The following is a 25,027-nucleotide window of genomic DNA, read 5'->3' as shown; positions in this document are numbered from 1 at the left end:
CCTGTGTGCTGTCGGTGCGCCCTCCCGGTGTAGAGGGCGGCGTTCTAGCGTCGTTCCGTCGGGGCCGGTGGGTCTGCGGCGTCGGGCTGGAGGTGGTGGCGGACCATGGCAGGGCGGATACGGGCGGTGCGCTGGGGGGCGGCTCTCGGACTCGGGGCGCTGTGGTGGTGGGCCGTGCTGCGGCTCGCGCTCGCGCCGGACTCGGGTGCGCTGGAGGGCACCGTCGTGGCCGGGGGCTGGGGGCTGAGCCTGCTGCCGGTCCACTGCATGCCCAAGGCGGGGGCGCCCGGTGCACTCGGGGCGGGACGCTGGATCCGGGCCTGGCGGGGCGTTCCGGTCACCACGGCATCGCCACTCCGCCGTTCGGACGCAGAATCTGGCCCGTCGTGAAGGACGACGCGTCGGAGGCCAGATGGAGCACGGCGTGGGCGACGTCCTCGGGCGCGCCGACCCGGCCCAGCGGTGACATCCGGCACATCAGCGCCTCGGTGTGGGCCTGCGCCGTGGCGTCGTGGCGGTCGGTCATGGGCGTACGGATCCAGCCCGGGGCGACCGCGTTGACGCGTATGCCGTGCCCGCCCAGCTCGGTCGCCAGCGTCTTCGTCAGCTGTACGACGGCCGCCTTGGCCGCGCCGTAGCAGAGCAGACCGGCACCGCCCGTGTCGACGGCACCCGAGGCCATCGTGATGATGCTGCCGCGGATGCCCTGCGCGAGCATCAGACGGGCCGCCTCCTGACAGGCGTACAGCACCCCCTTGAAGTTGACGTCCAGCACCCGGTCCAGATCCTCGTCCCGGGTCTCCAGGACCGGACTGCTGTGCATGATGCCGGCGATCGCGGCCATGACGTCCAGACGGCCGCAGGACTCCACGGCCCGCTGGAGCCGCTCGCGGTCGGTGACGTCGAGATGATGGACGTGGGCGGTGCCGCCACCCTCCTTGATCAGCGTCGCCGTCTCGTGCAGGCCCTGCGCGTCCCGGTCCGCGCCGTGCACGGTGGCGCCCGCCTCGGCGAGCAGAACGGCGGCGGCGCGGCCGATGCCGCCCGCGGCGCCGGTGACGAATGCGGTGCGTCCGGTGAGGTCGTACGCCTTGACGGGCATGAGGGGACGGTACGAGCGAATCTGACGGGTCGTCAATTGGTAGGACCGGACCGGAATCCGCGGGAGGCCGGGGTGCCCGGTGCCGGGGCCGGTCCCGGCTGGCAGGCGGGACACCAGTAGGTGGGGCGCTCACGGGAGCCGTCGCCCTGGTCGGCCGCGCGGACCGGGGTGCGGCAGCGCAGACAGGGGCGGTGTGCCCGGCCGTACACGAACAGCTCCTGGCCGCGTCGGCCCGTGGTGCTGCGGACCGGGCGGTCGCGGTTGGCTTCCAGAAGCCTCTTGGCGAGTGCGGGGAGTTGTGCCGCGCGGTCGGCGGGCAGGGCGCCGACGGGGAGCCACGGGGTCACACCGAGCAGGAAGCAGAGCTCGCTCTTGTAGACGTTGCCGATGCCGGCGAGATTGCGCTGGTCGAGCAGGGCCTCGCCGAGGGCGCGGGCGGGGTCCGTGCGGAGGTTGGCCAGGGCCCGCTCGGGGTTCCAGTCCGGGCCCAGCAGGTCGGGGCCCAGGTGGCCGACGGCGCGGTGCTCGTCGGCGGTGCGCAGGAGTTCGAGCACCGGGAGGCGGTAGCCGACGGCCGTGTGCTCGGTGGTTCCCAGGATCGCCCGGATCTGGTGGGCCGGGCCGCCGGTCCAGCGCGCCCCCGGGGGGTAGATCTTCCAGGAGCCGTCCATCCGCAGATGCGAGTGCAGGGTCAGGCCGCCCTCGATACGTGTGAGGAGGTGCTTGCCCCGCGGGGTGACGTCCAGGACGGTGCGGCCCGTGAGGTCGGCCGTGGCGTACTTCGGTACCCGCAGGTCGGATCGGATCAGTACCCGGCCCGCGAGGGCGATGTGCAGACGCCTCGCGGCCTGCCAGACCGTGTCACCTTCGGGCATGGGTCAAGGGTGGCACGGGGGAGGCTGTGCGGGGAGCGGGGAGCGGGGAGCGGGGTGCGGGGTGCGGGGTGCGGGGAGCGGGGAGGGGCGGTGGCCGGATGGGTTCGGGGCCGGCTCAGGCCCGTAGCCGCAGGCCCCGGGGGGTGGCGATGAAGCCCGCTTCTTCCAGCAGGGTGCCGATGGGCGAGGTCAGGGCCGAGGCGCCGTTGACGCGTTCCACGGTGACCGTGCCGAGGGAACCCGCCCGGGCGGCAGCGGCGAGAGCCTGTGCCGCCTCCCGCAGGCGGGGGTCCTCGGTGGCGTTGCCGTCGGGATCCTCGGGCCAGGCCAGCAGGGTCTTGCCGCCGCGCTCCATGTAGATCGCCGGCTCGCCGTCGACCAGCACCACCAGGGAGCCCGCCTTGCGGCCGGGCTTGTGCCCGGCGCCGCTCGGGGGCTCCGGCCAGGAGAGGGCGGCGCCGTAGGCGTTCGCGGGGTCGGCGGCCGCCAGGACCACGGCTCGGGAGCCGGGGGCGGGAGCGGGGCGGGCGCGGCGGCCGGGAAAGGCGGATCCGGCGCCGTACGGGACACCGGGGCCACCTCGGGGACCGCCCGCGCCGGGCGGCGCGAAGCCGCGCGGCGGGACGCGGCCGCCGGGCCCGGCGAAGGCGTCCTGTCCCGCGAAGGCGTCCGGCGCGGCGAGGCTGCCGAAGTCCGGGGTGCCGAAGTCCGTTGTGCCGAAGTCCGTGGTGTTGAAGTCCGTTGTGCCGAAGTCCGGGAAGTCGAGGGCGTCGGCGTCCGCGGAGGTGAAGCCGTCGGCCGGGTGGCCGGGTGTGCCGTGGCCGTCGGGGAAGCCGGGGGCGGACACCTGGTCCGACGGGTTCTCGCCGCGTTCACGGGCGTTGGCCACCGCGCGCAGGCGGTCCACCGCACCGTCCATCGCGAACTGGGCCGCGCCGAGCCCCTCGACGACATAACCGCGCCGTGCCTGACCGCTGTCCTCGAAGGCGGACAGAACGCGGTAGACCGCGGAGAACCCGCCCTCGACGCCTTCCGCGGCGACCGCCCCCCGGGTCACCACGCCGTGCCGGTCGAGGAGGGTGCGGGCCAGCGCGTGGGCCCGCACCGTGGAGTCCGGTTCGCGTTGCGGGAGCAGCGACCAGCGGCCCGCGACGGTCGGCGGTCCGCCGCGGGAGGCGGGGCGGGCCGCCGCCGTCAGCGAGCCGTAGCGCCCGCGCGGCACGGTGCGTTTGGCGCGGTGCGCGGTGGAGCCCGCGGTGCGTCCCGAGCCGAGGAGGGAGCGCATGGGCGCGAGCGTGTCGTTCGTGAGCCGGCCGGACCAGGCCAGATCCCAGACCGCGTCGGCGAGTTGGGGGTCCGTGGCGTCGGGGTGGGTGGTGGCACGGACCTGGTCGGCGATCTGACGGAAGAACAATCCGTAGCCCCCGGAGAGGGCGTCCAGCACGGACTGGTGGAGCGCCGTCGGTTCCAGCGGGTGGGGCGGGGGCAGCAGCAGCGGGGCCGCGTCCGCCAGATACAGGGAGATCCAGCCGTCCTTGCCGGGCAGCGCTCCCGCTCCGGCCCACACCACCTCGCCCGCGGAGGTGAGTTCGTCGAGCAGCGCGGGGGTGTAGTGCGCGACACGGGACGGCAGGATCAGCTTCTCCAGGGCGGACGCGGGAACCGACGCGCCCTGCAACTGCTCCACCGCGCGCACCAGTCCGTCGATGCCGCGCAGCCCGTGCCCTTGGCCGATGTGCTGCCACTGGGGGAGGAACTGGGCGAGCGCCGGCGGGCTCACCGGCTCCAGCTCGTGCCGCAGCGCCGCCAGCGAGCGGCGTCGCAGCCGGCGCAGGACGGTCGCGTCGCACCACTCCTGGCCGATCCCGGCGGGATGGAACTCGCCCTGCACGACCCGCCCGGAGGCCGCCAGCCGCTGGAGGGCGCCCTCGGTGACCGCGACGCCCAGGCCGAAGCGGGCCGCCACCGTGACGGAGGTGAACGGGCCGTGTGTGCGGGCGAAGCGGGCGAGGAGGTCGCCGAGGGGGTCCTTGACCGGCTCGGTGAACGCTTCGGGGACACCGACCGGAAGCGCCGTGCCCAGGGCGTCGCGCAGCCGGCCCGCGTCCTCGATCGCCGCCCAGTGGTCCGCTCCGGCGACGCGGACCCGGATCGCGCGGCGGGCGGCGGCCAGCTCCGGCGCCCACTGCGGTTCGGCGCCGCGCTCGGCCAGTTCGGCGTCGGTGAGCGGCCCGAGCAGACGCAGCAGGTCCGCGACGCCCTCGGCGTCCTTGACCCGCCGGTCCTCGGTGCGCCACTGGAGCTCGCGCTCCAGCTCGCCCAGTACCTCGGCGTCGAGCAGCTCCCGCAGCTCCGCCTGGCCGAGCAGCTCGGCCAGCAGCCGCGAGTCCAGCGAGAGCGCGGCCGCGCGGCGCTCGGCGAGCGGTGAGTCGCCCTCGTAGAGGAACTGGGCGACGTAGCCGAACAGGAGGGAGCGGGCGAAGGGGGACGGCTCCGGGGTGGTGACCTCGACCAGGCGCACCTTCCGGGACTCCAGGTCGCCCATCAGCTCGACCAGGCCGGGGACGTCGAAGACGTCCTGGAGGCATTCGCGGACCGCCTCCAGCACGATCGGGAACGAACCGAACTCGCTCGCCACCTCCAGCAGTTGGGCGGCGCGCTGGCGCTGCTGCCAGAGCGGGGTGCGCTTGCCCGGGTTGCGGCGCGGCAGCAGCAGAGCACGCGCCGCGCACTCGCGGAAGCGGGACGCGAACAGGGCCGAACCACCCACCTGGTCGGTGACGACCCGGTCGACCTCGCCCTTGTCGAAGACGACGTCCGCCGCGCCGACCGGGGCCCGGTCGGCGTCGTACTCCGTACCCGCCTTCATCGGTGCCTGGTCGAGCAGGTCCAGGCCCATCAGGTCGGCGTCGGGAAGGCGCAGCACGATGCCGTCGTCGGCGTGCATGACCTGGGCGTCCATGCCGTACCGCTCGGCGAGGCGGGCGCCGAGGGCGAGCGCCCACGGGGCGTGGACCTGGGCGCCGAAGGGGGAGTGCACGACGACCCGCCAGTCGCCGAGCTCGTCACGGAAGCGCTCCACGACGATCGTGCGGTCGTCCGGCACATGGCCGCAGGCCTCGCGCTGCTCGTCCAGGTAGGACAGCACGTTGTCCGCGGCCCAGGCGTCCAGCCCCGCGGTGAGCAGACGCAGCCGGGCGTCCTGTTTCGGCAGCGAGCCGACCTCGCGCAGGAACGCGCCCAGCGCGCGGCCCAGTTCGAGCGGCCGGCCCAGCTGGTCGCCCTTCCAGAAGGGCAGTCGGCCCGGTACCCCGGGGGCGGGGGAGACCAGGACCCGGTCACGGGTGATGTCCTCGATGCGCCAGGAGCTGGTGCCCAGCGTGAAGACGTCCCCCACCCGGGACTCGTAGACCATCTCCTCGTCCAGCTCGCCGACCCGGCCTCCGCCCTTCTTCGGATCGGCGCCGGCCAGGAACACGCCGAACAGGCCGCGGTCGGGGATCGTGCCTCCGGAGGTGACGGCGAGGCGCTGCGCGCCGGGGCGGCCGGTGATCGTGCCCGCGACGCGGTCCCACACCACGCGCGGGCGCAGTTCCGCGAAGGCGTCGGACGGGTAGCGGCCGGCGAGCATGTCGAGGACCGCGGTGAACGCCGACTCCGGCAGCGAGGCGAAGGGGGCGGCGCGGCGGACCGCGGCGAGCAGGTCGTCGACCTGCCAGGTGTCCATGGACGTCATGGCGACCACCTGCTGGGCCAGCACGTCCAGGGGGTTGGCGGGGACCTTCAGGGACTCGATGGCACCCACGCGCATCCGCTCGGTGACCACGGCGGCCTGGACCAGGTCACCGCGGTACTTCGGGAACACCACACCGGTGGAGACGGCGCCCACCTGGTGTCCCGCGCGGCCGACGCGCTGGAGGCCGGAGGCGACGGACGGCGGTGACTCGACCTGGACCACCAGGTCGACGGCGCCCATGTCGATGCCGAGTTCGAGACTGGAGGTGGCGACCACGGCCGGCAGCCGGCCCGCCTTCAGGTCCTCCTCGACGAGGGCGCGCTGTTCCTTGGACACCGAGCCGTGATGGGCGCGCGCGATGACCGGCGGGGCGCCCTGGGCCGCCCCCGAGCCGCCCATGAGTTCGGCGGGCGCGTGGTGTTCGGCGAGGGGCTCGCCGGTGGCCCGCTCGTACGCGATCTCGTTGAGCCGGTTGCACAGCCGCTCCGCGAGGCGGCGGGAGTTGGCGAAGACGATCGTGGACCGGTGGGACTGGACGAGGTCGGCGATCCGCTCCTCCACGTGCGGCCAGATCGAAGGACGCTCCTTGCCCTCCGAGCCGTCGGCGACCGGAGAGCCGCCCAGCTCCGCCAGGTCCTCGACCGGGACGACGACCGAGAGGTCGAACTCCTTGCCGGACTTCGGCTGGACGATCTCCACCTTGCGGCGCGGCGAGAGGTAGCGCGCGACCTCGTCGACCGGGCGGACGGTCGCCGAGAGGCCGATCCGGCGGGCCGGCCTCGGCAGGATCTCGTCCAGCCGCTCCAGGGAGAGCGCCAGGTGCGCGCCCCGCTTGGTGCCCGCCACCGCGTGCACCTCGTCGAGGATCACCGTCTCGATGCCGGTCAGCGCGTCGCGGGTGGCCGACGTCAGCATCAGGAAGAGGGACTCCGGGGTGGTGATCAGGATGTCCGGCGGGCGGGTGGCCAGCGCGCGGCGCTCGGCGGGCGGGGTGTCGCCGGAGCGGATGCCGACCTTCACCTCGGGCTCGGGCAGCCCCAGGCGCACGGATTCCTGGCGGATGCCGGTCAGCGGGCTGCGCAGGTTGCGCTCGACGTCGACCGCGAGCGCCTTCAGCGGGGAGACGTACAGCACCCGGCAGCGCTTGCGAGGGTCGGCCGGGGGCGGGGTGGAGGCGAGCTGGTCCAGGGCGGCGAGGAACGCGGCCAGCGTCTTTCCCGAGCCGGTCGGGGCGACCACCAGCACGTCCGAACCCTCGCGGATGGCCTGCCACGCGCCCGCCTGGGCCGCGGTGGGCGCGGAGAACGCCCCCGTGAACCAGCCGCGGGTCGCGGGGGAGAAGCCGTCGAGGGCCCGGTGTGCGGAGCTGACCATGCGTCCATCCTGCACCCGGCCACTGACAATCGCCCTGACCTGCGCGAATGCTGGCAATTCGCGGACCCGGCGATCGCCGTGCGACCGGCCGTGGCGGAGAATGACCCCTATGGCAGTTTCGGGCGAGCGGGCACGGCACTGGCAGTACGCGGAACTGCCGGGGGTCGATCTGCTGCGCGCCCGGTACGTGCGCAAGACCTTCGTGCGGCACACCCACGAGAACTTCGTGATCGCCGCCATCGCGGAGGGCGTGGAGGTCTTCCACCACGGCGGCGGCGACCAGTACGCGGGTGCCGGAGCGGTCGCCCTGGTCAACCCCGACACCCCGCACACCGGACGGGCGGGGGTGCCCGAGGGCTGGCGGTACGGAGCCGTGTACCCCTCGCCGGAGCTCGTGTCGGAGATAGCGGCCGAGACGACCGCCCTGCGGGGCACCCCGGGATTCGTCAGCCCCGTCCTCGACGACCCGCGCACCGTCGCACTGGTGCACCAGGTGCTGCGTGCCGCGGACGAGGGCGACGCGCTGGCCGCCGACACCCTGCTACGGGTCGCGGTGACCCGGCTGCTCCGGCTGAACGGCGGCCCTCTGCCACGGCGCGAGGTACGCACCGCAGGCGCCCGGACCGCGGCACGCGCGCGTGCCGTGCTGGAGGAGCGGATGGCCGCGCCGCCGACCCTGGAACGGCTGGCGTCCGACCTCGGGACCAGCCCGTTCGCGCTGCTCCGCGCGTTCCGGGACGTCTACGGGATGCCGCCGCACACCTGGCTCACGGACGCCCGGGTGCGCCGGGCGCGACGGCTGCTGGACGCGGGGACGGCGCCCGCGGAGACCGCGCTCGCGGTCGGGTTCGCCGACCAGCCGCACCTCAACCGCCACTTCGCGCGGATCGTGGGCGTGCCCCCGGGCGCCTACCAGCGCGAGCGCCAGGGCGTACGCGGGCGTTAGGACGTACGCAGGCGTTAGGACGTACGCGGGCATGAGGGCGTGCGCGGGCGTGAGGACGTGCACGAGCGCAAGGGCGTGCGCGGGCGCAAGGGCGTGCGCGGGCGTCAGGACGTACACGACCGTTAGGACGTACGGACACGAGCGCAAGGGCGTATACGAGCGCAAGAACGTACAAGACGCGCGGCCGCGGCCGTCCGTACCGTCCGGAACGTGACAGAACAGACAGCACTCGCGGACAGGCGCGCCGGACACGGGGAGAAACCCGACGGCGCCGTCGTACGGGACGCCCTCGGAGTCGGGGTCGCCGTAGGACTGTCCGGCTTCGCCTTCGGGGTGACCTCGGCCGGCAGCGGACTCACACCGGCGCAGACCTGTGTCCTCAGCCTCCTGGTGTTCACCGGGGCGTCCCAGTTCGCGCTGGTGGGGGCCCTCGCGGCCGGCGGCAACCCGTTCACGGCCGCCGCGGGCGCGTTCTTCCTGGGGGTGCGCAACGCGTTCTACGGACTGCGTCTGTCGCAGCTGCTGGCCCTTCCGCGCGCGGTGCGTCCGTTCGCCGCCCACTGGGTCATCGACGAGACGACCGCCGTCGCGCTGGCGCAGCCGACCCGGCGCAGCGCCCGCCTGGGGTTCACCGTCACCGGGCTCAGCCTCTACCTGCTGTGGAACCTCACCACCCTGCTCGGCGCGCTGGGCGCCGAGGCCATCGGGGACACCGGCGCCTGGGGTCTCGACGCGGCAGGACCCGCGGTCTTCCTGGCGCTGCTGGCCCCGATGCTGAGGTCCACCACCGAGCGGGCCGTCGCGGGTCTCGCGGTCCTGCTCGGCCTCGGGCTGCTGTCGGTACTGCCCGCGGGGGTGCCCGTCCTGGTGGCCGCGCTCGCGGCGCCGGTCGTCCTCTACGCGACCGGCCGCCGCCGGGGCGGGACGCGTGACCTGGCGGAACACGAGCCGGCGGAACGCGACCGGGTGGATCCCGGCCGCACGGGACCCGCCCTTGCGGAACCCGCCTTCGCGGAACCCGGCCCTGTGGAGAAGGAGGACCGTTGAACACGTGGATCGCCATCGGCGCGACCGCCCTCGGCTGCTACGCCGCCAAACTCGCCGGACTGCTCGTCCCCGCGGGGGCACTCGAGCGCCCGCTCGTCCGGCGGCTCGCCGCGCTGCTGCCGGTCGCCCTGCTCGCCGCCCTCACGGCCCAGCAGACCTTCGCCGACGGGCACACGGTCGTGCTGGACGCCAGGGCCGCGGGGCTTGCCGCGGCGGCGGTGGCGCTCGTGCTGCGCGCGCCGTTCCTGCTGGTCGTCGCGGCAGCCGTGCTGGTGACCGCGGGGGTACGGGCCCTGGGCGGCTGATCGGGGGTCCGCTCAGCCGACCGAGCGGCCGTACGCCCTGAGCGTGCGCAGTGCCTCGACGGTCACCATCGGACGGGCCTCCAGCGTGGGGCCCGCGGCCCACTGCCGCCAGCGCAGGGGCCAGCCGCCGTCCTCCCGCTGCTCGCTCGCGAGGAAGTCCAGCGAGCGGCTCACCTCCTCGTCCGTGAACCACGCGCGCGCGAGGGAACGCGGGGTGCGGGCGTAGTCGTGCGGGAAGTGGTACTCGCCCGGGGCGTAGCCCGGCGCGACGGGGTACGTGTCGAGACGGTCCGGGTCCAGGGCCACCAGCCGTTGCTCACGCACCAGGCGGCCCAGACGGTCGGCGGCCGCCTCCGCGCGCGGGCGGTCGGGAACGGAGTCCAGGAAGGCCACGGCGGCCTCGATCTCGTAGGGGTGGGACTTCTCCAGGGACTCGACCTGCTGCCAGCAGAAGTCCGTGGCCCGGAACAGCCAGGCGTGCCACACCTCGTTGCGGTGCAGCACACCCACCACCGGCCCGCTGGCCAGGAGTTCGCTGGGCGGCTGGTCCACGATCGGGACGAAGGGGGCCGCCGGGTAGCCGCGCTGGCTGGGGTGGACGGCGGGCAGCGCGCCGTCCGGCGTGGACACGGCGGTCAGGTAGCGGCACACCCGCTCCACCCGCTGACCGCCGCAGCGTCCGATGGAGTCCAGGACGCGCAGGGCGTGCGCGGTGTGCAGCGGCTGGCTGACCGGGCCGCGCAGATCCGGTTCCAGCGCGTTGCCGTACCCGCCGTCCTGGTTGCGGTAGGCGTCCAGCGCCGTCTCCACCGGATCGGGACTGCCGTTGAGGAAGTGATACGCGAAGAGGCGCTGCTCCAGCACGCGCGCGGTGAGCCAGACGAACTGCTCGGCGCGGAAGAGCGGGGAACGGGCCGGGGGCGTCGAGGGGGGTGCGGAAGCTCCTGTTGCGGACATGCGTCAGACCGTAGGACGGAAAGCGGTCTCGGCAAGCGGTCCCGGCGCGGGCCCACTCCCAGGGGGCGGGATACTGGATTCATGCGGTTGACGGTCTTCTGGCAGCGGATGGCGGAGCACTTCGGTGCGGGCGCCGAGACGTTCGCACGCGATCATGTGATGTCGGAACTCGGCGGGCGTACGGTGCACGAGGCACTGGCGGCCGGCTGGGCGGCCAAGGACGTGTGGCGGGTGGTCTGCACGGTGATGGGCGTACCGCAGGAGAAGCGTTGAACGGGCACGAAGATCGGTATGCGGTGACCGGTTGTCGGCGGCGTGGGCGAGACTTGATCCGTGGCACCCACTGACGAGACCGGACAGTCCGCTCCGCACACAGCCCCGTTCGGCACGCCGCCGCCGGCCCCGCCGGTGGACGCGGCCGCCGGGGCGGCCGCGCGCATGCCCCGCTGGCTGCCGCGCGCCATGGTGCTCGCGCTCTCACTCATCGCTGTGTTCCAGCTCGGCAGTTGGGCCTTCCACCAGCTGACCGGACTGCTGATCAACATAGTCATCGCGTTCTTCCTGGCGCTCGCCATAGAGCCCGCGGTGAGCTGGATGGCCGCCCACGGCATGCGCAGGGGGCTCGCCACCTTCCTGGTGTTCTTCGGACTGCTGATCGCCACGGCCGGCTTCGTCGTCCTGCTCGGGTCCATGCTCGCCGGGCAGATCATCAAGATGATCGAGGGCTTCCCGGACTATCTCGACTCGGTCATCAACTGGATCAACACCACGTTCCACACCCACCTCAGACGGGTCGACGTCCAGGAGGGCCTGCTCCACTCCGACTGGCTGCGGAGGTACGCGCAGAACAGCGCCGCGGGCGTGCTGGACGTGTCCACGCAGGTGCTCGGCGGCCTCTTCCGGCTGCTGACGGTCGCGCTGTTCTCGTTCTACTTCGCCGCCGACGGGCCACGGCTGCGCCGCACCATCTGCTCCGTGCTGCCGCCCGCCCGGCAGGCCGAGGTGCTGCGTGCCTGGGAGATCGCCGTCGACAAGACCGGCGGCTATCTGTACTCGCGCGGACTGATGGCGCTGATCTCGGGCGTCGCCCACTACATCCTGCTGGAGGCCCTGGGCATCCCGTACGCGCCCGTGCTCGGTCTGTGGGTGGGTGTGGTCTCCCAGTTCGTCCCCACCATCGGCACGTATCTCGCGGGCGCCCTGCCCATGTTGATCGCCTTCACCGTCAACCCCTGGTACGCGGTGTGGGTGCTGGTCTTCGTCGTGATCTACCAGCAGTTCGAGAACTACGTGTTGCAGCCCAAGCTGACGTCGAAGACCGTCGACATCCATCCCGCGCTCGCCTTCGGGTCGGTCGTGGCGGGCACCGCCCTGCTCGGCGCGGTCGGCGCGCTGATCGCCATCCCCGCGGTCGCCACGCTGCAGGCGTTCCTCGGCGCGTATGTGAAGCGGTACGCCGTCACGGACGATCCCCGGGTGCACGGGCACCGAAGACGAGGCGCGGGTTCCAGTCTGTTCACGCGCGCGTGGCAGCTGGCACGGCGGTCCCCGGACACCCGGTCGGACGGAGGTTCCGTCCAGGAGGCCGACCGGGAGTCCGACTGACGCGCGCAGAGCCCGGCCCGGACCCGGTCAGTACGTCCGGCCCGGACCCGGTCAGTACGTGAGGACCGGACCCGGTCAGTACGTGAGGACCGCCCACACCCCGGCGGCGGCGACGGCGACGGCGTAGCAGCCGACCCCCACGGCCACGATCCGGTGCCGGACCGGCTCGCTCCAGGACGTGCGGGACAGCAGCCAGGCCAGCGCGGGCAGGACCAGGATCGCGTGCAGGCTGACCCCGTGCAGCGGCTTCAGCGAAGCCGTCGAATGGTAGGCGGCCTCCTGATGGCCGGTACGGGTGAGCACGACCCCCCGCGCGATCATCGCGGCGCCCGAGGCCAGCGCGACGAGCAGGACCGCGAACCCGGAACGCACCGCCAGCGGCATGCCCGCGGGGCCCGTCGGCCGGTTCCGGAAGGACAGGACCGCGAACAGGGTCAGCAGCACCACGAGCACACCCCCGCCCACCGCGAGCGTCATGGACACCGCCGTATCGAAGGGGGTCTCCATGTTGAGATGCGAGGGCACCCGGCGCCACGCCTGGAGGGTGATCCCCCCGACCTCCACGACGCAGTCCGCCGCGAAGACCGCCAGCAGCCCGGAGCGCAGTCGGCGCCCCATGCGCAGGTACGACGTGACCCAGGCGACCGTGATCAGGGTCACGCCGAAGGACAGTCCGAAGGTCACCGGCTTGCGCCAGGAGACGGGGCCGTCCCAGGGTCCGCCGTCGACGGCGAACACCAGGAGATGCAGGAGCCCGGAGAGGACCAGGAGCAGGCCGGTCACCAGCAGGCGGCGGTCCACGGCCGGGCCCGGCGGGTCGAGGGCGAGGGCGGAGCTGGGGAGACCGCGCCCACGGCCGTCCGCCCGGCTGTCCTTCCGGCTGTCTCCGGGGCCGGCTCCCCGAGCGTTGTCCCGGCCGTCTGCGTGGCCGTCTGCGTGGCCGTCTGCGTGGCCGTCTGCGCGGCCGTCTCGCCGGCCGGTCTCCCTGCTGCCGGGCACGGCCCCGTCGCTGCTGTTCATGGCTCGAGCCTCGCGGGAACGGCGCGCGCCGTCGTCGTCCGGCCGGAGGCGGTCGGCGTACGCCGGGGGAAGTAGCCGGGGCCTGCCGGAGCCTTCCGGGGCCTGTCGAGGTCTGTCGAGGTCTGCCGGGCGGCTCGGGGCCTGCCGGGCGGCTTGGGGCCTGCCGGGCGGTCCCGGCGCCGGATCCGGGGCGCCGTCGGTGCGTGAACGTAGGCTCGGAGGTGGCGCGTGGTGCGCTTGACACGAAAATCGAACATCCATTCTCATGGAGGCTCCGGCATGGTTCTCGGGCGGCATTTAAGCCCGGTTTGGTGGGGTAGGTGCCCGAGTTATCCACAGGCCGGACCGGCGTCGGGGCGCATTGTCAGTGGCAGGCGTTAGCGTCTTTGACGTGAAGCGATCGACTCAAGCAAACCGGGTGGAACCCATGGCAGGAACCGACCGCGAGAAGGCGCTCGACGCCGCGCTCGCACAGATTGAACGGCAATTCGGCAAGGGCGCGGTGATGCGCCTGGGCGAGCGCCCGAACGAGCCCATCGAGGTCATCCCCACCGGGTCGACCGCACTCGACGTCGCCCTGGGCGTCGGCGGCCTGCCGCGCGGCCGCGTGGTGGAGGTGTACGGCCCGGAGTCCTCCGGCAAGACGACCCTGACCCTGCACGCGGTGGCGAACGCGCAGAAGGCCGGCGGCCAGGTCGCCTTCGTCGACGCGGAGCACGCACTCGACCCCGAGTACGCGAAGAAGCTCGGCGTCGACATCGACAACCTGATCCTGTCCCAGCCGGACAACGGCGAGCAGGCGCTGGAGATCGTGGACATGCTGGTCCGCTCCGGTGCGCTCGATCTCATCGTCATCGACTCGGTCGCCGCGCTCGTCCCGCGCGCGGAGATCGAGGGTGAGATGGGCGACAGTCACGTGGGTCTCCAGGCCCGTCTGATGAGCCAGGCCCTGCGGAAGATCACCAGCGCGCTCAACCAGTCGAAGACCACCGCGATCTTCATCAACCAGCTCCGCGAGAAGATCGGCGTGATGTTCGGCTCCCCGGAGACCACGACCGGTGGCCGGGCCCTGAAGTTCTACGCCTCCGTGCGCATCGACATCCGTCGTATCGAGACCCTGAAGGACGGCACCGAGGCGGTCGGCAACCGCACCCGCTGCAAGGTCGTCAAGAACAAGGTCGCGCCGCCCTTCAAGCAGGCCGAGTTCGACATCCTCTACGGCCAGGGCATCAGCCGTGAGGGCGGCCTGATCGACATGGGCGTGGAGCACGGCTTCGTCCGCAAGGCCGGTGCCTGGTACACGTACGAGGGCGACCAGCTCGGCCAGGGCAAGGAGAACGCGCGCAACTTCCTGAAGGACAACCCCGACCTGGCCAACGAGATCGAGAAGAAGATCAAGGAGAAGCTCGGCGTCGGTGTGCGGCCGGAGGAGCCCACCGCGCAGTCGGGTACGGACGCGGCGGCCCCGGCGACCGCGGCCGCGGACGAGGCCGCGAAGACCGTGCCCGCTCCCGCCGCTGCCAAGGCCACCAGGACCAAGGCCGCGGCTGCCAAGAGCTGACCCGTGACACGACGAACCGACTGGGCCGAGTACGACCGCCTCGACGCCCCGCCCAGGCGGGGAAGGCGAGGCCGGGGCGGCCCCGGAGGCGTGGACAGCGGCCCGTACGGGGGACCCGACGAGGGCGGTCACGGGTACGAGGGGCCGGAAGTCGGCGGTTACGGGTACGCGGTGCCGGACGACGGAGGTCACGGCCACGGGGGGCCGGACCATGACGCGTACGGGGGTGAGCCGACGTCGCGCGAGGGCTCTGCGGGGCGCGGCGGACGCGGTCGCCGGCGGCGCGCTGCCACGCAGCCGTCCGGCGACCCACAGGACGAAGACTCCTCCTCCTCGTCGAGGGCCGAGCAGGGGGAGTCCTCGGGAGACCCGGCTGAGCGGGCGCGGGCGATCTGTCTGCGCCTGCTCACCGGGACCCCACGCACGCGCAAGCAGCTCGCGGACGCCCTGCGCAAGCGGGACGTCCCGGACGATGTCGCCGACGCGGTGCTGTCGCGGTTCGAGGAGGTCGGGCTGATCGACGACGGCGCGTTCGCGGGCGCCTGGGTGGAGTCCCGGCACCACGGCCGGGGTCTGGCCCGGCGCGCTCTCGCCCAGGAACTGCGGACCAAGGGCGTCGACTCCACCCTGATCGACGAAGCCGTCGGCCGGCTCGACTCGGAGCAGGAGGAGGCGACCGCGCGCGAACTCGTCGCCCGCAAGCTGCGCACCACCCGCGGGCTCGACCGTGACAAACGGCTGCGACGCCTCGCCGGCATGCTCGCCCGCAAGGGCTACTCCCAGGGCCTGGCCCTGCGGGTGGTCCGACAGGCACTGGAGGAGGAAGGCGAGGACACGGAGTTCCTCGCCGACGGAGACCACTACGGGTACGACGAGGGCTGAGCGCGCCCCCGCGAGACCCCCGCAAGACCCCCGCGAGAGGTCCTGCCGAGCTGTTCGACACTAGAGGCTGCCGCGTCGCGAGAGGGGTCTGTGGCGCGCAGCTTTACGTTGCGTTCCCGGGAGGGTGTCCTTCTTCACCCCGGCTGTACCGTCTGCTGCCGTCCTGCGGTTCCGCGCACTTCCGTCGCCGTACATCCCGATGGTCGTGGCATGCCGCTGCATCCCCGAATGCGTCCGAAAGGCGGCCCAGACATGCCCGTGCCCGCTCGTCCCCGAAGAGCGCTGGTCGCCTCGGCCCTCGGTACCAGCCTGCTGCTCAGCGGATGCGGTCTGGGGCAGGAGGCGGCCTCGGACGCGGTCACCGGGCCGCTCACCTTCGGCTTCGTCAACGGCGGTACGACGAAGTTCCACACCTGTCTCCAGGCGGCCGTGGAGGCGGAGGCGAAGAACTACCGGGCCAGGCTCTACACGGCCGATTCGCACCAGGACGCCGCCACCGAGCTGACCAACATCAAGGAGATGATCGCGAAGAAGGTCGACGCGCTGATCGTGCAGACCGTCGACGTCCACGCCCTCGAGGACGACATCGCCAGGGCGAAGGCCTCCGGCATCCCGATCTTCCTGACCTCGGTCGTCCCCGACGACACGTCCGGCCTGCTCGGCGCCGTGGTGGTCGACCTGAAAAAGGTCGGCAGCCTCGACGCCGGCTGGATCGGCGAGGACGCGGCCGGTAAGGACGTCCGGGTCGGCATCGTCGCGGGCGCCCCCGGCGCCGCCTCCGACCTCCTCGTGGGCGGCTTCAAGGGTGCCCTGCCTGCCAACGCCGAGGTGGTCGCGACCGGAGCCGGCATGTTCGACCCGAGCCGGGCGCGGGAGGTCGCGAAGAGCATGATCAAGGACCACCCGGACCTCGACTACGCCTTCGTCGCGAACGAGGAGATGGCCTTCGCGGTCCGCAAGGCCTTCGACGCGGCCGGCGCCGAGGACGTCAGGATCGTGACGGTCAACGGCACCGACGAGGCCCTGGCCGCCCTCAAGGACGGCCGTTTCTCCGCCACGGTCGCCAACTCGGCCGCGGACACCGGCGCACTGGCCGTCACCAACGCCGTGGCCCTGCTGCGTGAGGATGACCGGGTCGACAGGATCGCCCGGACGTCCCTGCGGCTGGTCACCAAGGACAACGCGGACACGGCCCCGCTCTACTGCCCGTCGGACGACCTGTGAGCAGACCGGTGATCGGGCCGCTGCCGCCCAGGGGCGAGCGTCGGGCTCGGCATCCTGGGCGCAAGCGGGAGACGTCCCCGGAAATGTCCCCTCCTGGAGCCGCCGACCCCGCCACGGCCGCAACTCGGTGAGAGCCCGGAACTCGGTGAGAGCCGCGCCGGTGACGGTGGCCGTGGAGGCGGCCGTCGCTCAGTTCCCGCCGCCGGAGCCCATGGTCATCGCGACGGACGTGGTGACCACGGTGGCGACCAGGCCGCAGGCGAGAAGGGACGCGAGGACGTATCGAGGGCGGTCGTCGCCCCGGCCGTGCCCGGGCAGGCCGGGGGCCAGCGCCGCCCAGTGCCGGACGGTCTCCCGGACCTCGTGACGGTGCTGTGCGGCGGCACGGATCCGCAGGACGGCCGCGACGGTCGCGCCCGCCGTCGCCGTTGCGCACTCCGCCTGCCACGCCGCGCCGGCGAAGAGCAGTACGGCGACGGCGGCGAGCGTCGTCCAGCCGGTCAGGCAGGCCACCGCCGCGGTACGGCGGGAGACCGGCCGGTCGGCGCCCGCGCGCAGGTCGGCGACGGCAGGGACGTACCAGACGCAGCCGGCGGCGGTCAGCAGCGCGGCGCCCAGCGCCGGAACGGTTCCTGCCACGGCTCAGCCCACTTCCTCGAGTGCGGCGATCTCCGGGTGGTGCAGGTCGAAGGCCGGGGATTCGGAGCGGATGCGGGGCAGGGAGACGAAGTTGTGGCGCGGCGGCGGGCAGGAGGTGACCCACTCCAGTGAGCGGCCGTAGCCCCAGGGGTCGTCGGCCTCGACGTTCGTGCCGTACTTCGCGGTCTTCCACAGGTTGTAGAGGAACGGCAGGATCGACAGTCCCAGCAGGAACGAGCCGATGGTGGACAGGGTGTTGAGGGCGGTGAAGCCGTCGGCGGCGAGGTAGTCGGCGTAGCGGCGGGGCATGCCCTCGACGCCGAGCCAGTGCTGGACCAGGAAGGTCGTGTGGAAACCGGCCGTCAGCGTCCAGAAGGTGATCTTGCCGAGGCGTTCGTCGAGCATCTTGCCGGTGAACTTGGGCCACCAGAAGTGGAAGCCGGCGAACATCGCGTACACGACCGTACCGAAGACCGTGTAGTGGAAGTGCGCGACCACGAAGTACGAGTCGGACAGGTGGAAGTCCATCGGCGGCGAGGCGAGGATCACGCCGGTCAGCCCGCCGAAGACGAAGGTGATCAGGAAGCCGGTGGCCCAGAGCATCGGCGTCTCGAAGCTCAGGGAGCCCCTCCACATGGTGCCGATCCAGTTGAAGAACTTCACGCCGGTCGGGACCGCGATGAGGAAGGTCATGAAGGAGAAGAAGGGGAGCAGGACACCGCCGGTGACGTACATGTGATGGGCCCACACGGTCACGGACAGGCCGGCGATGGCGATGGTGGCGCTGATCAGGCCCATGTAGCCGAACATCGGCTTACGGGCGAAGACCGGGAGCACCTCGGAGACGATGCCGAAGAACGGCAGGGCGAGGACGTACACCTCCGGGTGGCCGAAGAACCAGAACAGGTGCTGCCACAGCAGCGCGCCCCCGTTGGCCGCGTCGAAGACGTGGGAGCCGAACTTGCGGTCGCACTCCAGCGCGAACAGCGCGGCGGCCAGCACCGGGAAGATGATCAGGACCAGGACGCCGGTCAGCAGCACGTTCCAGGTGAAGATCGGCATCCGGAACATGGTCATGCCCGGCGCACGCATGCAGATGATGGTGGTGATGAAGTTGACCGCGCCGAGGATGCTCCCGAAGCCGGACAGGGCGACGCCCATGATCCACAGATCGGCGCCCACGCCCGGGGAGTGGACGGCGTCGGACAGCGGCGCGTACAGGAACCAGCCGAAGTCGGCGGCGCCGTCCGGGGTGAGGAAGCCGAACGCGGCGATCGACGAGCCGAACAGGAACAGCCAGTAGGCCAGCATGTTCAGCCGGGGGAAGGCCACGTCCGGGGCACCGATCTGCAACGGCATGATCCAGTTGGCGAAGCCGGTGAACAGGGGCATCGCGAACATCAGCAGCATGATCGAGCCGTGCATGGTGAAGGCCTGGTTGAACTGCTCGTTCGACATGATCTGCAGGCCGGGACGGGCGAGTTCGGCGCGCATCACCAGCGCCAGCACGCCGCCGACGAGGAAGAACGCGAACGCCGTGACCAGGTACATCGTCCCGATTTTCTTGTGGTCGGTGGTCGTCAGCCAGTCCGTCCACGCCGGCCGGGGCGCCGGTCCTGCCGCAGGTCCGGGCGGACCGTCTGCCACGGCGACGCCGGCACCCGGCCGTGCGGTCCTCGGCTGTTGTATCTCGTCCACCGGACGGTGTCCTCCCCATCAGTCGATGCCGATCGGTTGATGCCGATCGGTCGATGCCGATCGGGTCGATGTCGATCGGATTGATGTCGTCGACGTGCCGGGAAGGACCAGAAGTGCGGGAATGGACCTGGCCCTTCCCGGCCGCCGTCACATGATCAGCTGTGGGGCACCCGGTCCGGATAGGGCCCAACAGCCCCTGTCCGGTCCCCCGGTAGGGCCCAACGGCCCCTCTTCGCTCCGCTGAGCGCCGGCCCCCGCTCCTCGGCGTGGCGGGCCGCCTCGCGGTGCAGGGCGCCGCCTGCCGCGACGTCGCCGTCCGGTTGGGCATCGCACTGCCCGACCAGCCGTCGCCACAACAGCAGGGCTTCGCGTCCCGGCTGAACGCGGAGAGCGGCAAGCAGTTCGACACCGACCTGGCCACCATCGTGCGCACGACGAACGGCCAGTTCCTCGCCGAGGCCGGCGCAGGGGTGAGAGCCCGCGCCGAACCGTTCGCGCCGGCCGGGTCGCCTCGACACACGAGGAGACCCGGCCGGCCGGGAGACGGAGGAACTCAGAGCAGCGTCTGCCAGTGGTCCCACCAGCGTGTGGCGATCAGCATCACGATGCCCAGACACCAGGTGACCGGCACCACCCAGTGGAACTCCAGTACACCCGCGACCACTTCGCGGGGCGCGCGGACGAACCCGTGCCGAAGATTGTGCGCGGTGGTGTACCAGAACATGGCGATGGTGGCCGCCCAGGCCAGGCAGCACCACAGGCACAACGCGCCGATCTCGTACAGCGCCTGGGTCATCAGCCACATGCAGAAGCCCGCGCCGAACAGCGTGCCGACGTTCAGAGCCAGCCAGAACCACCGGCGGAAACGGGCCCCTGCCAGCAGCGCGAATCCGACGGCGACGACCACCGGATAGGTGAGCAGGCCCAGCAACGGGTTCGGAAAGCCGAACACGGACGACTGGGCGCTCTTCATCACGTCGGAGCAGGACAGGATCGGGCTCAGGTTGCACGAGGGTGAGAAGTGCGGGTCCTGCAGCAGCTGGAACTTGTCGACGGTGATCACGAAAGAGGCGAGGACGCCGAGCGCGCCGGAGACGATCAGCAGCCAGGCGAAGGCGCGGGAGGCTCCGGTGCCGCCCGCCGGTACGGTGCTCCGTTCGCGTCCGCCGCCCTCCGTCCCGGCGGTGGGGTGGCGCACGGTCGTGGTGGTGCCGGTCATCGGGGTGTTCCCGCGTCGCGGTCGGCGTGTCGACTCCCGGCGAGCCCCAGGACAGGCCCTAGGCGACCGGAAGCCCCGCCGTCCGCCACGCCTGGAAACCGCCGACCAGGTCGGTCGCCCGGTGCAGGCCCAGCTGGTGCAGGGACGCGGCGGCCAGGCTGGAGGCGTAACCCTCGTTGCAGATCACGACGATGCGCAGATCGTGGCCGGTGGCCTCCGGGACGCGGTGGCTGCCCTGCGGGTCGAGGCGCCATTCCAGCTCGTTGCGTTCTATGACGAGCGCGCCGGGGATCAGGCCGTCCCGCTCGCGCAGTGCCGCGTACCGGATGTCCACCAGCAGTGCCTCGCCCGCCCGAGCGGCCTCGTACGCCGCTGGCGCCTCGATCCGCTCGTAGCCCTCGCGCACCCGCTCCAGCAGCTCGTCGATGCCGGTCGGCCGGCGCTCGCCCGGGGCGCTCACTGCCAGTCCTGCGGGCGCTCGACGTGCTCCAGCCGCAGCACCGGTCCGGTACGGCTGTAGCGGCGGATCTGCGGCAGCGGGGGGTGGTAGGCGTGTACGGAGATCGCGTGCTCGGCGGCGGACTCGTTGAGGACCTCGTGGACGTGGTGGCGGCCGAAGGAGCGGCCCCGGCCCGCCGGGAGCCGACGCTGCCGGTCGACGCCGTCGGAGAGTTCCAGGGTCTTCCAGCCGTCGGCGGGCAGGCGCGCGGCGAGCGAGTTCTCCTTGAGCTCGCCCCGCGCGGTGAGGAAGGCACCGACCGACTCCGCGTGGTCGTGCCAGCCGGTGCCGCTGCCGGGCGGCCAGCCGATCAGCCAGGCCTCGCTGCCGCCTGGCCCGTCCAGGCGCACCCAGGTGCGGCCCTGCGGGTCCAGCGGGAGCGAGGCGATCAACTCGGTGTTGGCGGCGGTGCGCCGTACGAAGTCGAGGAGGTCCGCCTGCGTGAGGGCCTGGGCCGGGTGGGGCACGGAGGCGGAGACGGGGGCAGAGGGAGTGAGAGGCACGGGCACCGTCCTGGTCAGCGTTCGCGAGAGCGCGCGGCGGCGAAGGGCGGCGCGCGCGGGTGAAGAGGGATGCGAATTCAGCAGGACGGGCGACACACGCAGCCCGCGTAGCGGACGAGGTCCATATGGACCCTCCGCCAAAGGCGCACGCAGGTGTCGGTCACGATCCGGAGTAGACCATGCCGGTGCCGGACGGTCAACTCACTGTCACTATGCGGACCACAGGGTGACGGTGAGTCGCGCGCGGGTGGCCGCGCGGGGGCGCGCCCGCAGCCCACCGGACCGTGTGCTCATGTGCCCAAGTGCGCAATGCGGTCACGTCGAGGCGGAGCCGACCGTCGCCTCTCTGCGGGCCGGGCCGCCGAGCGTCGCCTCGGCCGCCGCGTACAGGTCGGCCGGGCGCACGCCGTTCAGGGCGGTGACGAGATGGCCGTCGGGGCGGACGAGGAGCACGGTGTGGGCGGCCGCGCCGGGGTAGCTCTCGGCGACCAGCAGCTCCGCCGGGTGCGGCAGCGCGGTCACCGCGGCGGCGAGCCGGGGCATGATCCCGGCCGTCACCCAGTGCTTGCGCTCCCACACCCCCGTGCCCGGTGCGATCAGGACGACGAGCAGCGCCCCCCGGCCCAGCCGCTCCCGGAGCGGTACGAAGGAGCCGTCCTCCGCCGTCACCCGTACGTCCGCGACCTGGGTGCCCGGCGGGGTGTCCACGGGGACCTCGGCCTCCAGGAGCGGCGGCGTGAGCGGGGAGCCGGCGTACCCACCGGGTTCCCCCAGCGGGCCGCGGCCGAGGTGGCCGTCGGTGAGCAGAGCCTCGTGACCCCGGGCCGAGCCGGGGACGAAGGCCCGGAGCCCGCCGCCGCCGCGCAGCAGCGGCAGTACCTGGTCGGCGGCGCGCAGCCGGGCGGCGACGACGGCGCGCCGCTCCGTCTGGTAACTGTCGAGCAGTGTCTCGTGCGGGCCGTGGTGCCAGGCGAGCGCCAGCTTCCAGGCGAGGTTGTCGGCGTCCCTGAGCCCCTCGTCCAGCCCCTGGGTGCCGAGCGTGCCGAGCAGATGGGCGGCGTCCCCGGCGAGGAAGACCCGCCCCACGCGCCAGCGGCGGGCCAGCCGGTGGTGGACCGTGTGGACGCCGGTGTCCAGCAGTTCGTACGGCGGTGTGGAGCCGTCCGTCCAGCCGGCCAGGGTCTCCCGGACCCGGGTCACCAGGAGCTCGGGGGTGACCAGGTCCTTGCTGCCGGGCGGCAGCAGCCAGTCCAGCCGCCAGGCGCCGTCCGGCAGCGGGCGTGCGGTGACCTCTCCGGCCCAGGGCCCGGACGTCCGCCAGGGCGGCATCCGATGGATCAACGCTTCGTCGGTCCAGGGAAGTTCCGTGCGCAGCGCGGCCACGGCGTGTCGTTCCACCGCGGTGCGGCCCGGGAAGCGGATGTCCTGAAGTTTGCGGACCGTCGAGCGCGGACCGTCGCAGCCCACCAGGTAACTGCCGCGCCACCAGGTGCCCTTGTCGCCCCGGGTGCGGGCCGTGACGCCGGAGGACTCCTGCTCGACGGCGTCCAGACGGCTGTCCACGGCGACCTTGACGAGCCGCTCGCCGGCGACGGCCGCGCGCAGGGCGCCGGTCAGCACGTGCTGGGCGAGGTGCAGCGGTCCGGGTTCGGTGTCGTCGAAGGTGATCTCGCGCATCACCTGCTTGCGCCGCAGCGACCGCCATCCGGCCCAGCGCACGCCCTCCTCGGCGAGCGGCACCCCGGTCAGCCGTTCCACGAGCGCGGCGGTGTCCGCGCGCAGTACGACCGTGCGCGCGAGGCGGGGTTCGTCCTTGCCCGGTCCCTCGTCCAGGACGACCGAGGGCACCTCCTGACGGGCCAGCGCCAGGGCGAGCGTGAGCCCCACGGGCCCCGCACCGACGATGATCACCGGGTCCACGGCGCTGCGCCTCCTGCCCGCGGCGACGTCCTGGGGGACGTGGGTGAGCAGGAGGACGGGGCAGGGTGCACGATCACAGAACGTATGCAACCTATTGCCGCTGCTTGCGTCAAGTGACGGAGGCCGTGGCGATCACGCCACGGCCTCCGTATCGGTCACCCGACGGCTTCCGGCAGGTTTCCGCACTGGTCACGCCACTGTTCCCGGGCCGCACCCGCCACTTGAGCGAGTGTCAGATGCTGCCGCCCGCGCCGGCGCCGAAGGAGCCCCCGACCTCCGCGGCGTTGAGCTCCTCGACGTCCTCGGCGCCGAGCACCTTGCCGGTGCCCCGCTTGCTGCGGCGCAGCCGGCGCTCCAGCCAGGAGGCGAAGGAGGTGAGGGCGAAGTTCAGCAGCACGAAGATGATCCCCACCACGATGAAGCTGGGGATGACGTTGGCGTAGTTGGCCGCGAGGGTGCTGCGCGCGCTCATCAGCTCGGGGAAGGTGAGCATCACACCGCCCAGCGCGGTGTCCTTCACGATGACGACCAGCTGGCTGACGATGGCCGGCAGCATCACCGTGACGGCCTGCGGCAGCAGGATGCTGGTCATCGTCTGGCCCTTGCGCAGACCGACCGCGTACGCGGCCTCCGTCTGCCCCTTGGGCAGGGCGAGGATGCCGGCCCGGACGACCTCGGCGAGGACCGAGGCGTTGTAGAGCACCAGACCGGTGACGACCGCGTAGAACGGCCGGTCGTCGCTGGAGACATCCGTGGACCGGACGTAGAACTCCATCGCGAACAGCATCAGCAGCAGTACCGGCACCGCCCGGAAGAACTCCACCACCACTCCGGCCGGGATGCGGACCCAGCGATGGTCGGACATCCGGGCTATGCCGAAGACCGCGCCCAGCGGAAGCGCGATGACCATGGAGAGCGCGGCGGCCTTCAGCGTGCTGCCGAGCCCCGGCAGCAGGTAGGTGTTCCAGGCCTGGGCGGTGACGAAGGGCTCCCACAGGGCCCATTCGAGCTGGTTCTTGTCGTCCATCATCCCCCACGCCCACCACAGCAGCAGGGCGAGCAGGAGGAAGAAGACGACAGAGATGACGATGTTGCGCTGTCTGGCCCGCGGGCCGGGGGCGTCGTAGAGGACGGAACTCATCGCTTCACCGCCATGCGCTTGCCGACCCAGCCGAGGAGGAGGCCGGTGGGCAGGGTCAGCACCACGAAGCCGAGGGCGAAGAACGCGCCGATGGCGAGGGTCTGGGCCTCGTTCTCGAGCATCGTCTTCATCAGGGTGGCGGCCTCGGCCACGCCGATAGCGGCCGCCACGGTGGTGTTCTTGGTCAGGGCGATCAGCACGTTCGCCAGCGGGGCGATCACCGCCCGGAAGGCCTGCGGCAGCACGATCAGCCGCAGTGACTGGCTGAAGCTCAGCCCGATGGCGCGGGCCGCCTCCGCCTGTCCCACGGGCACGGTGTTGATGCCGGAGCGGATCGCCTCGCAGACGAAGGCCGCCGTGTAGGCGGAGAGGCTGAGCACCGCCAGCCGGAAGCCCTGGACCTTGAAGTCGTCGGACGCGCCCATGGTGACGCCGAAGATGTCGGCCAGGCCCAGCGAGGAGAAGACGATGATGACCGTCAGGGGGATGTTCCGCACGATGTTCACGTAGGCGGTGCCGAAGCCGCGCATGAGCGGGACCGGGCTGACCCGCATCGCCGTCAGCAGGGTGCCCCAGACGAGGGAGCCGACGGCGGAGAGGGCGGTGAGTTCCACCGTCGTCCAGAACGCCCCGAGGACGTCGTAACCTTCAAGAAAGTCGAACACGATCTCCCGCGCTTCCGGGTGTGTGGCGTACGTGGAGGGTGTGGCGCGCCGCCACCCGCCTGTCAGGTGGCGGGTGGCGCCGCGTCCTGGGAACCCTGCGTTGCTCGGC

General features: G+C 72.5%; 23 protein-coding genes. 9 read left to right on the top strand and 14 right to left on the bottom strand.

Annotation, left to right across the window (positions count from 1 at the left end; translation table 11 throughout):
* The first annotated feature begins 105 nt into the window (after positions 1–105).
* Entirely contained in the window at positions 106–390 is a 285-nt protein-coding gene (locus ACZ7OY_RS11415; RefSeq protein WP_471911165.1) for a hypothetical protein, read from the top strand.
* Here ACZ7OY_RS11415 and ACZ7OY_RS11410 read toward each other — a convergent pair.
* From ACZ7OY_RS11410 to ACZ7OY_RS11400, 3 genes are all read right to left on the bottom strand, one after another.
* Positions 338–1,102, bottom strand: a complete 765-nt coding sequence (locus ACZ7OY_RS11410; protein ID WP_471911164.1) for an SDR family NAD(P)-dependent oxidoreductase — start codon at positions 1,100–1,102, stop codon at positions 338–340. The two genes, ACZ7OY_RS11415 and ACZ7OY_RS11410, sit on opposite strands and share 53 nt — an antisense overlap.
* 32 nt (positions 1,103–1,134) lie before the next feature.
* Positions 1,135–1,977 carry an Fpg/Nei family DNA glycosylase gene (locus ACZ7OY_RS11405; RefSeq protein ID WP_471911163.1) on the bottom strand — a complete coding sequence of 281 codons (843 nt, stop codon included), beginning with the start codon at positions 1,975–1,977 and terminating at the stop codon, positions 1,135–1,137.
* A gap of 115 nt (positions 1,978–2,092) precedes the next feature.
* Positions 2,093–7,087, bottom strand: coding sequence for an ATP-dependent helicase (locus tag ACZ7OY_RS11400; protein ID WP_471911162.1), 4,995 nt, complete (start codon positions 7,085–7,087; stop codon positions 2,093–2,095).
* 109 nt (positions 7,088–7,196) lie between these two features.
* On the opposite strand from ACZ7OY_RS11400, the gene ACZ7OY_RS11395 reads away from it, so the two are divergent.
* From ACZ7OY_RS11395 to ACZ7OY_RS11385, 3 genes are all read left to right on the top strand, one after another.
* Positions 7,197–8,033 (top strand): AraC family transcriptional regulator, encoded by an 837-nt coding sequence (locus ACZ7OY_RS11395; RefSeq protein WP_471911161.1) that lies wholly within the window; start codon positions 7,197–7,199, stop codon positions 8,031–8,033.
* A gap of 210 nt (positions 8,034–8,243) precedes the next feature.
* Positions 8,244–9,080, top strand: a complete 837-nt coding sequence (locus ACZ7OY_RS11390; protein ID WP_471911160.1) for an AzlC family ABC transporter permease — start codon at positions 8,244–8,246, stop codon at positions 9,078–9,080.
* Complete coding sequence (locus tag ACZ7OY_RS11385; RefSeq protein ID WP_471911159.1) at positions 9,077–9,385, top strand: AzlD domain-containing protein; 309 nt, start codon at positions 9,077–9,079, stop codon at positions 9,383–9,385. Before ACZ7OY_RS11390 ends, ACZ7OY_RS11385 begins: the two co-directional genes overlap by 4 nt.
* A 12-nt stretch (positions 9,386–9,397) precedes the next feature.
* Here ACZ7OY_RS11385 and ACZ7OY_RS11380 read toward each other — a convergent pair whose 3' ends face one another.
* Positions 9,398–10,342, bottom strand: coding sequence for a prenyltransferase/squalene oxidase repeat-containing protein (locus tag ACZ7OY_RS11380; RefSeq protein ID WP_471911158.1), 945 nt, complete (start codon positions 10,340–10,342; stop codon positions 9,398–9,400).
* Positions 10,343–10,423: 81 nt separating this feature from the next.
* Here ACZ7OY_RS11380 and ACZ7OY_RS11375 point away from each other — a divergent pair, with 81 nt between their 5' ends.
* Together ACZ7OY_RS11375 and ACZ7OY_RS11370 are read left to right on the top strand one after the other, a co-directional pair.
* The gene (locus ACZ7OY_RS11375) at positions 10,424–10,615 is read left to right on the top strand and encodes a DUF3046 domain-containing protein (RefSeq protein WP_152893815.1); all 192 of its coding nucleotides are present in this window, start codon (positions 10,424–10,426) and stop codon (positions 10,613–10,615) included.
* A gap of 60 nt (positions 10,616–10,675) precedes the next feature.
* Positions 10,676–11,947: an AI-2E family transporter gene (locus ACZ7OY_RS11370; RefSeq protein WP_471911157.1), complete on the top strand. Its 1,272-nt coding sequence runs from the start codon at positions 10,676–10,678 to the stop codon at positions 11,945–11,947.
* Positions 11,948–12,022: 75 nt separating this feature from the next.
* Here the strand turns inward: ACZ7OY_RS11370 and ACZ7OY_RS11365 are convergent, their stop codons facing one another.
* Complete coding sequence (locus tag ACZ7OY_RS11365; protein ID WP_471911219.1) at positions 12,023–12,748, bottom strand: hypothetical protein; 726 nt, start codon at positions 12,746–12,748, stop codon at positions 12,023–12,025.
* Between the two features lie 646 nt (positions 12,749–13,394).
* Here ACZ7OY_RS11365 and recA point away from each other — a divergent pair.
* The 3 genes from recA to ACZ7OY_RS11350 all read left to right on the top strand — a co-directional run bounded on the left by recA (position 13,395) and on the right by ACZ7OY_RS11350 (position 16,634).
* Positions 13,395–14,528 carry a recombinase RecA gene (gene recA / locus ACZ7OY_RS11360; protein WP_471911156.1) on the top strand — a complete coding sequence of 378 codons (1,134 nt, stop codon included), beginning with the start codon at positions 13,395–13,397 and terminating at the stop codon, positions 14,526–14,528.
* A gap of 3 nt (positions 14,529–14,531) precedes the next feature.
* Positions 14,532–15,410 (top strand): recombination regulator RecX, encoded by an 879-nt coding sequence (gene recX, locus ACZ7OY_RS11355; RefSeq protein WP_471911155.1) that lies wholly within the window; start codon positions 14,532–14,534, stop codon positions 15,408–15,410.
* Positions 15,411–15,662: 252 nt separating this feature from the next.
* A complete protein-coding gene (locus ACZ7OY_RS11350) occupies positions 15,663–16,634 on the top strand; it encodes a sugar ABC transporter substrate-binding protein (RefSeq protein ID WP_471911154.1) in 972 nt (323 codons plus the stop codon).
* Between the two features lie 189 nt (positions 16,635–16,823).
* Here ACZ7OY_RS11350 and ACZ7OY_RS11345 read toward each other — a convergent pair whose 3' ends face one another.
* From ACZ7OY_RS11345 to ACZ7OY_RS11305, 9 genes are all read right to left on the bottom strand, one after another.
* Positions 16,824–17,273 carry a hypothetical protein gene (locus tag ACZ7OY_RS11345; RefSeq protein WP_471911153.1) on the bottom strand — a complete coding sequence of 150 codons (450 nt, stop codon included), beginning with the start codon at positions 17,271–17,273 and terminating at the stop codon, positions 16,824–16,826.
* Positions 17,274–17,276: 3 nt separating this feature from the next.
* Entirely contained in the window at positions 17,277–18,920 is a 1,644-nt protein-coding gene (ctaD, locus tag ACZ7OY_RS11340) for an aa3-type cytochrome oxidase subunit I (protein WP_471911218.1), read from the bottom strand.
* Positions 18,921–19,524: 604 nt separating this feature from the next.
* Entirely contained in the window at positions 19,525–20,190 is a 666-nt protein-coding gene (locus ACZ7OY_RS11335) for a vitamin K epoxide reductase family protein (RefSeq protein ID WP_471911152.1), read from the bottom strand.
* A 58-nt stretch (positions 20,191–20,248) separates the two neighbouring features.
* Positions 20,249–20,656, bottom strand: coding sequence for a rhodanese-like domain-containing protein (locus ACZ7OY_RS11330; RefSeq protein ID WP_471911217.1), 408 nt, complete (start codon positions 20,654–20,656; stop codon positions 20,249–20,251).
* Complete coding sequence (locus ACZ7OY_RS11325; protein WP_471911151.1) at positions 20,647–21,192, bottom strand: cupin domain-containing protein; 546 nt, start codon at positions 21,190–21,192, stop codon at positions 20,647–20,649. The genes ACZ7OY_RS11330 and ACZ7OY_RS11325 overlap by 10 nt, the downstream gene beginning before the upstream one ends.
* 77 nt (positions 21,193–21,269) lie before the next feature.
* Positions 21,270–21,317: a hypothetical protein gene (locus ACZ7OY_RS11320; protein WP_309506048.1), complete on the bottom strand. Its 48-nt coding sequence runs from the start codon at positions 21,315–21,317 to the stop codon at positions 21,270–21,272.
* A gap of 190 nt (positions 21,318–21,507) precedes the next feature.
* Positions 21,508–23,112 carry an FAD-dependent monooxygenase gene (locus tag ACZ7OY_RS11315; protein ID WP_471911150.1) on the bottom strand — a complete coding sequence of 535 codons (1,605 nt, stop codon included), beginning with the start codon at positions 23,110–23,112 and terminating at the stop codon, positions 21,508–21,510.
* A gap of 232 nt (positions 23,113–23,344) precedes the next feature.
* Positions 23,345–24,253, bottom strand: a complete 909-nt coding sequence (locus ACZ7OY_RS11310) for an amino acid ABC transporter permease (RefSeq protein ID WP_471911149.1) — start codon at positions 24,251–24,253, stop codon at positions 23,345–23,347.
* Positions 24,250–24,918, bottom strand: coding sequence for an amino acid ABC transporter permease (locus ACZ7OY_RS11305; protein WP_471911148.1), 669 nt, complete (start codon positions 24,916–24,918; stop codon positions 24,250–24,252). Before ACZ7OY_RS11305 ends, ACZ7OY_RS11310 begins: the two co-directional genes overlap by 4 nt.
* Between the last annotated feature and the right edge of the window lie 109 nt (positions 24,919–25,027).

This window comes from Streptomyces sp. NPDC107559, assembly GCF_055657365.1.
Note: the sequence above shows the minus strand (reverse complement) of the source record. Positions and strands in the feature narration are given on the sequence as shown.

Bases quoted from the DNA above. Each gene is read 5' to 3' on its own strand.
- ACZ7OY_RS11415 (WP_471911165.1), top strand. From the start codon at position 106: ATGGCAGGGCGGATACGGGCGGTGCGCTGGGGGGCGGCTCTCGGACTC.
- ACZ7OY_RS11410 (WP_471911164.1), bottom strand. From the start codon at position 1,102: ATGCCCGTCAAGGCGTACGACCTCACCGGACGCACCGCATTCGTCACC.
- ACZ7OY_RS11405 (WP_471911163.1), bottom strand. From the start codon at position 1,977: ATGCCCGAAGGTGACACGGTCTGGCAGGCCGCGAGGCGTCTGCACATC.
- ACZ7OY_RS11400 (WP_471911162.1), bottom strand. From the start codon at position 7,087: ATGGTCAGCTCCGCACACCGGGCCCTCGACGGCTTCTCCCCCGCGACC.
- ACZ7OY_RS11395 (WP_471911161.1), top strand. From the start codon at position 7,197: ATGGCAGTTTCGGGCGAGCGGGCACGGCACTGGCAGTACGCGGAACTG.
- ACZ7OY_RS11380 (WP_471911158.1), bottom strand. From the start codon at position 10,342: ATGTCCGCAACAGGAGCTTCCGCACCCCCCTCGACGCCCCCGGCCCGT.
- ACZ7OY_RS11375 (WP_152893815.1), top strand. From the start codon at position 10,424: ATGCGGTTGACGGTCTTCTGGCAGCGGATGGCGGAGCACTTCGGTGCG.
- recA (WP_471911156.1), top strand. From the start codon at position 13,395: ATGGCAGGAACCGACCGCGAGAAGGCGCTCGACGCCGCGCTCGCACAG.
- ACZ7OY_RS11350 (WP_471911154.1), top strand. From the start codon at position 15,663: ATGCCCGTGCCCGCTCGTCCCCGAAGAGCGCTGGTCGCCTCGGCCCTC.
- ACZ7OY_RS11335 (WP_471911152.1), bottom strand. From the start codon at position 20,190: ATGACCGGCACCACCACGACCGTGCGCCACCCCACCGCCGGGACGGAG.
- ACZ7OY_RS11310 (WP_471911149.1), bottom strand. From the start codon at position 24,253: ATGAGTTCCGTCCTCTACGACGCCCCCGGCCCGCGGGCCAGACAGCGC.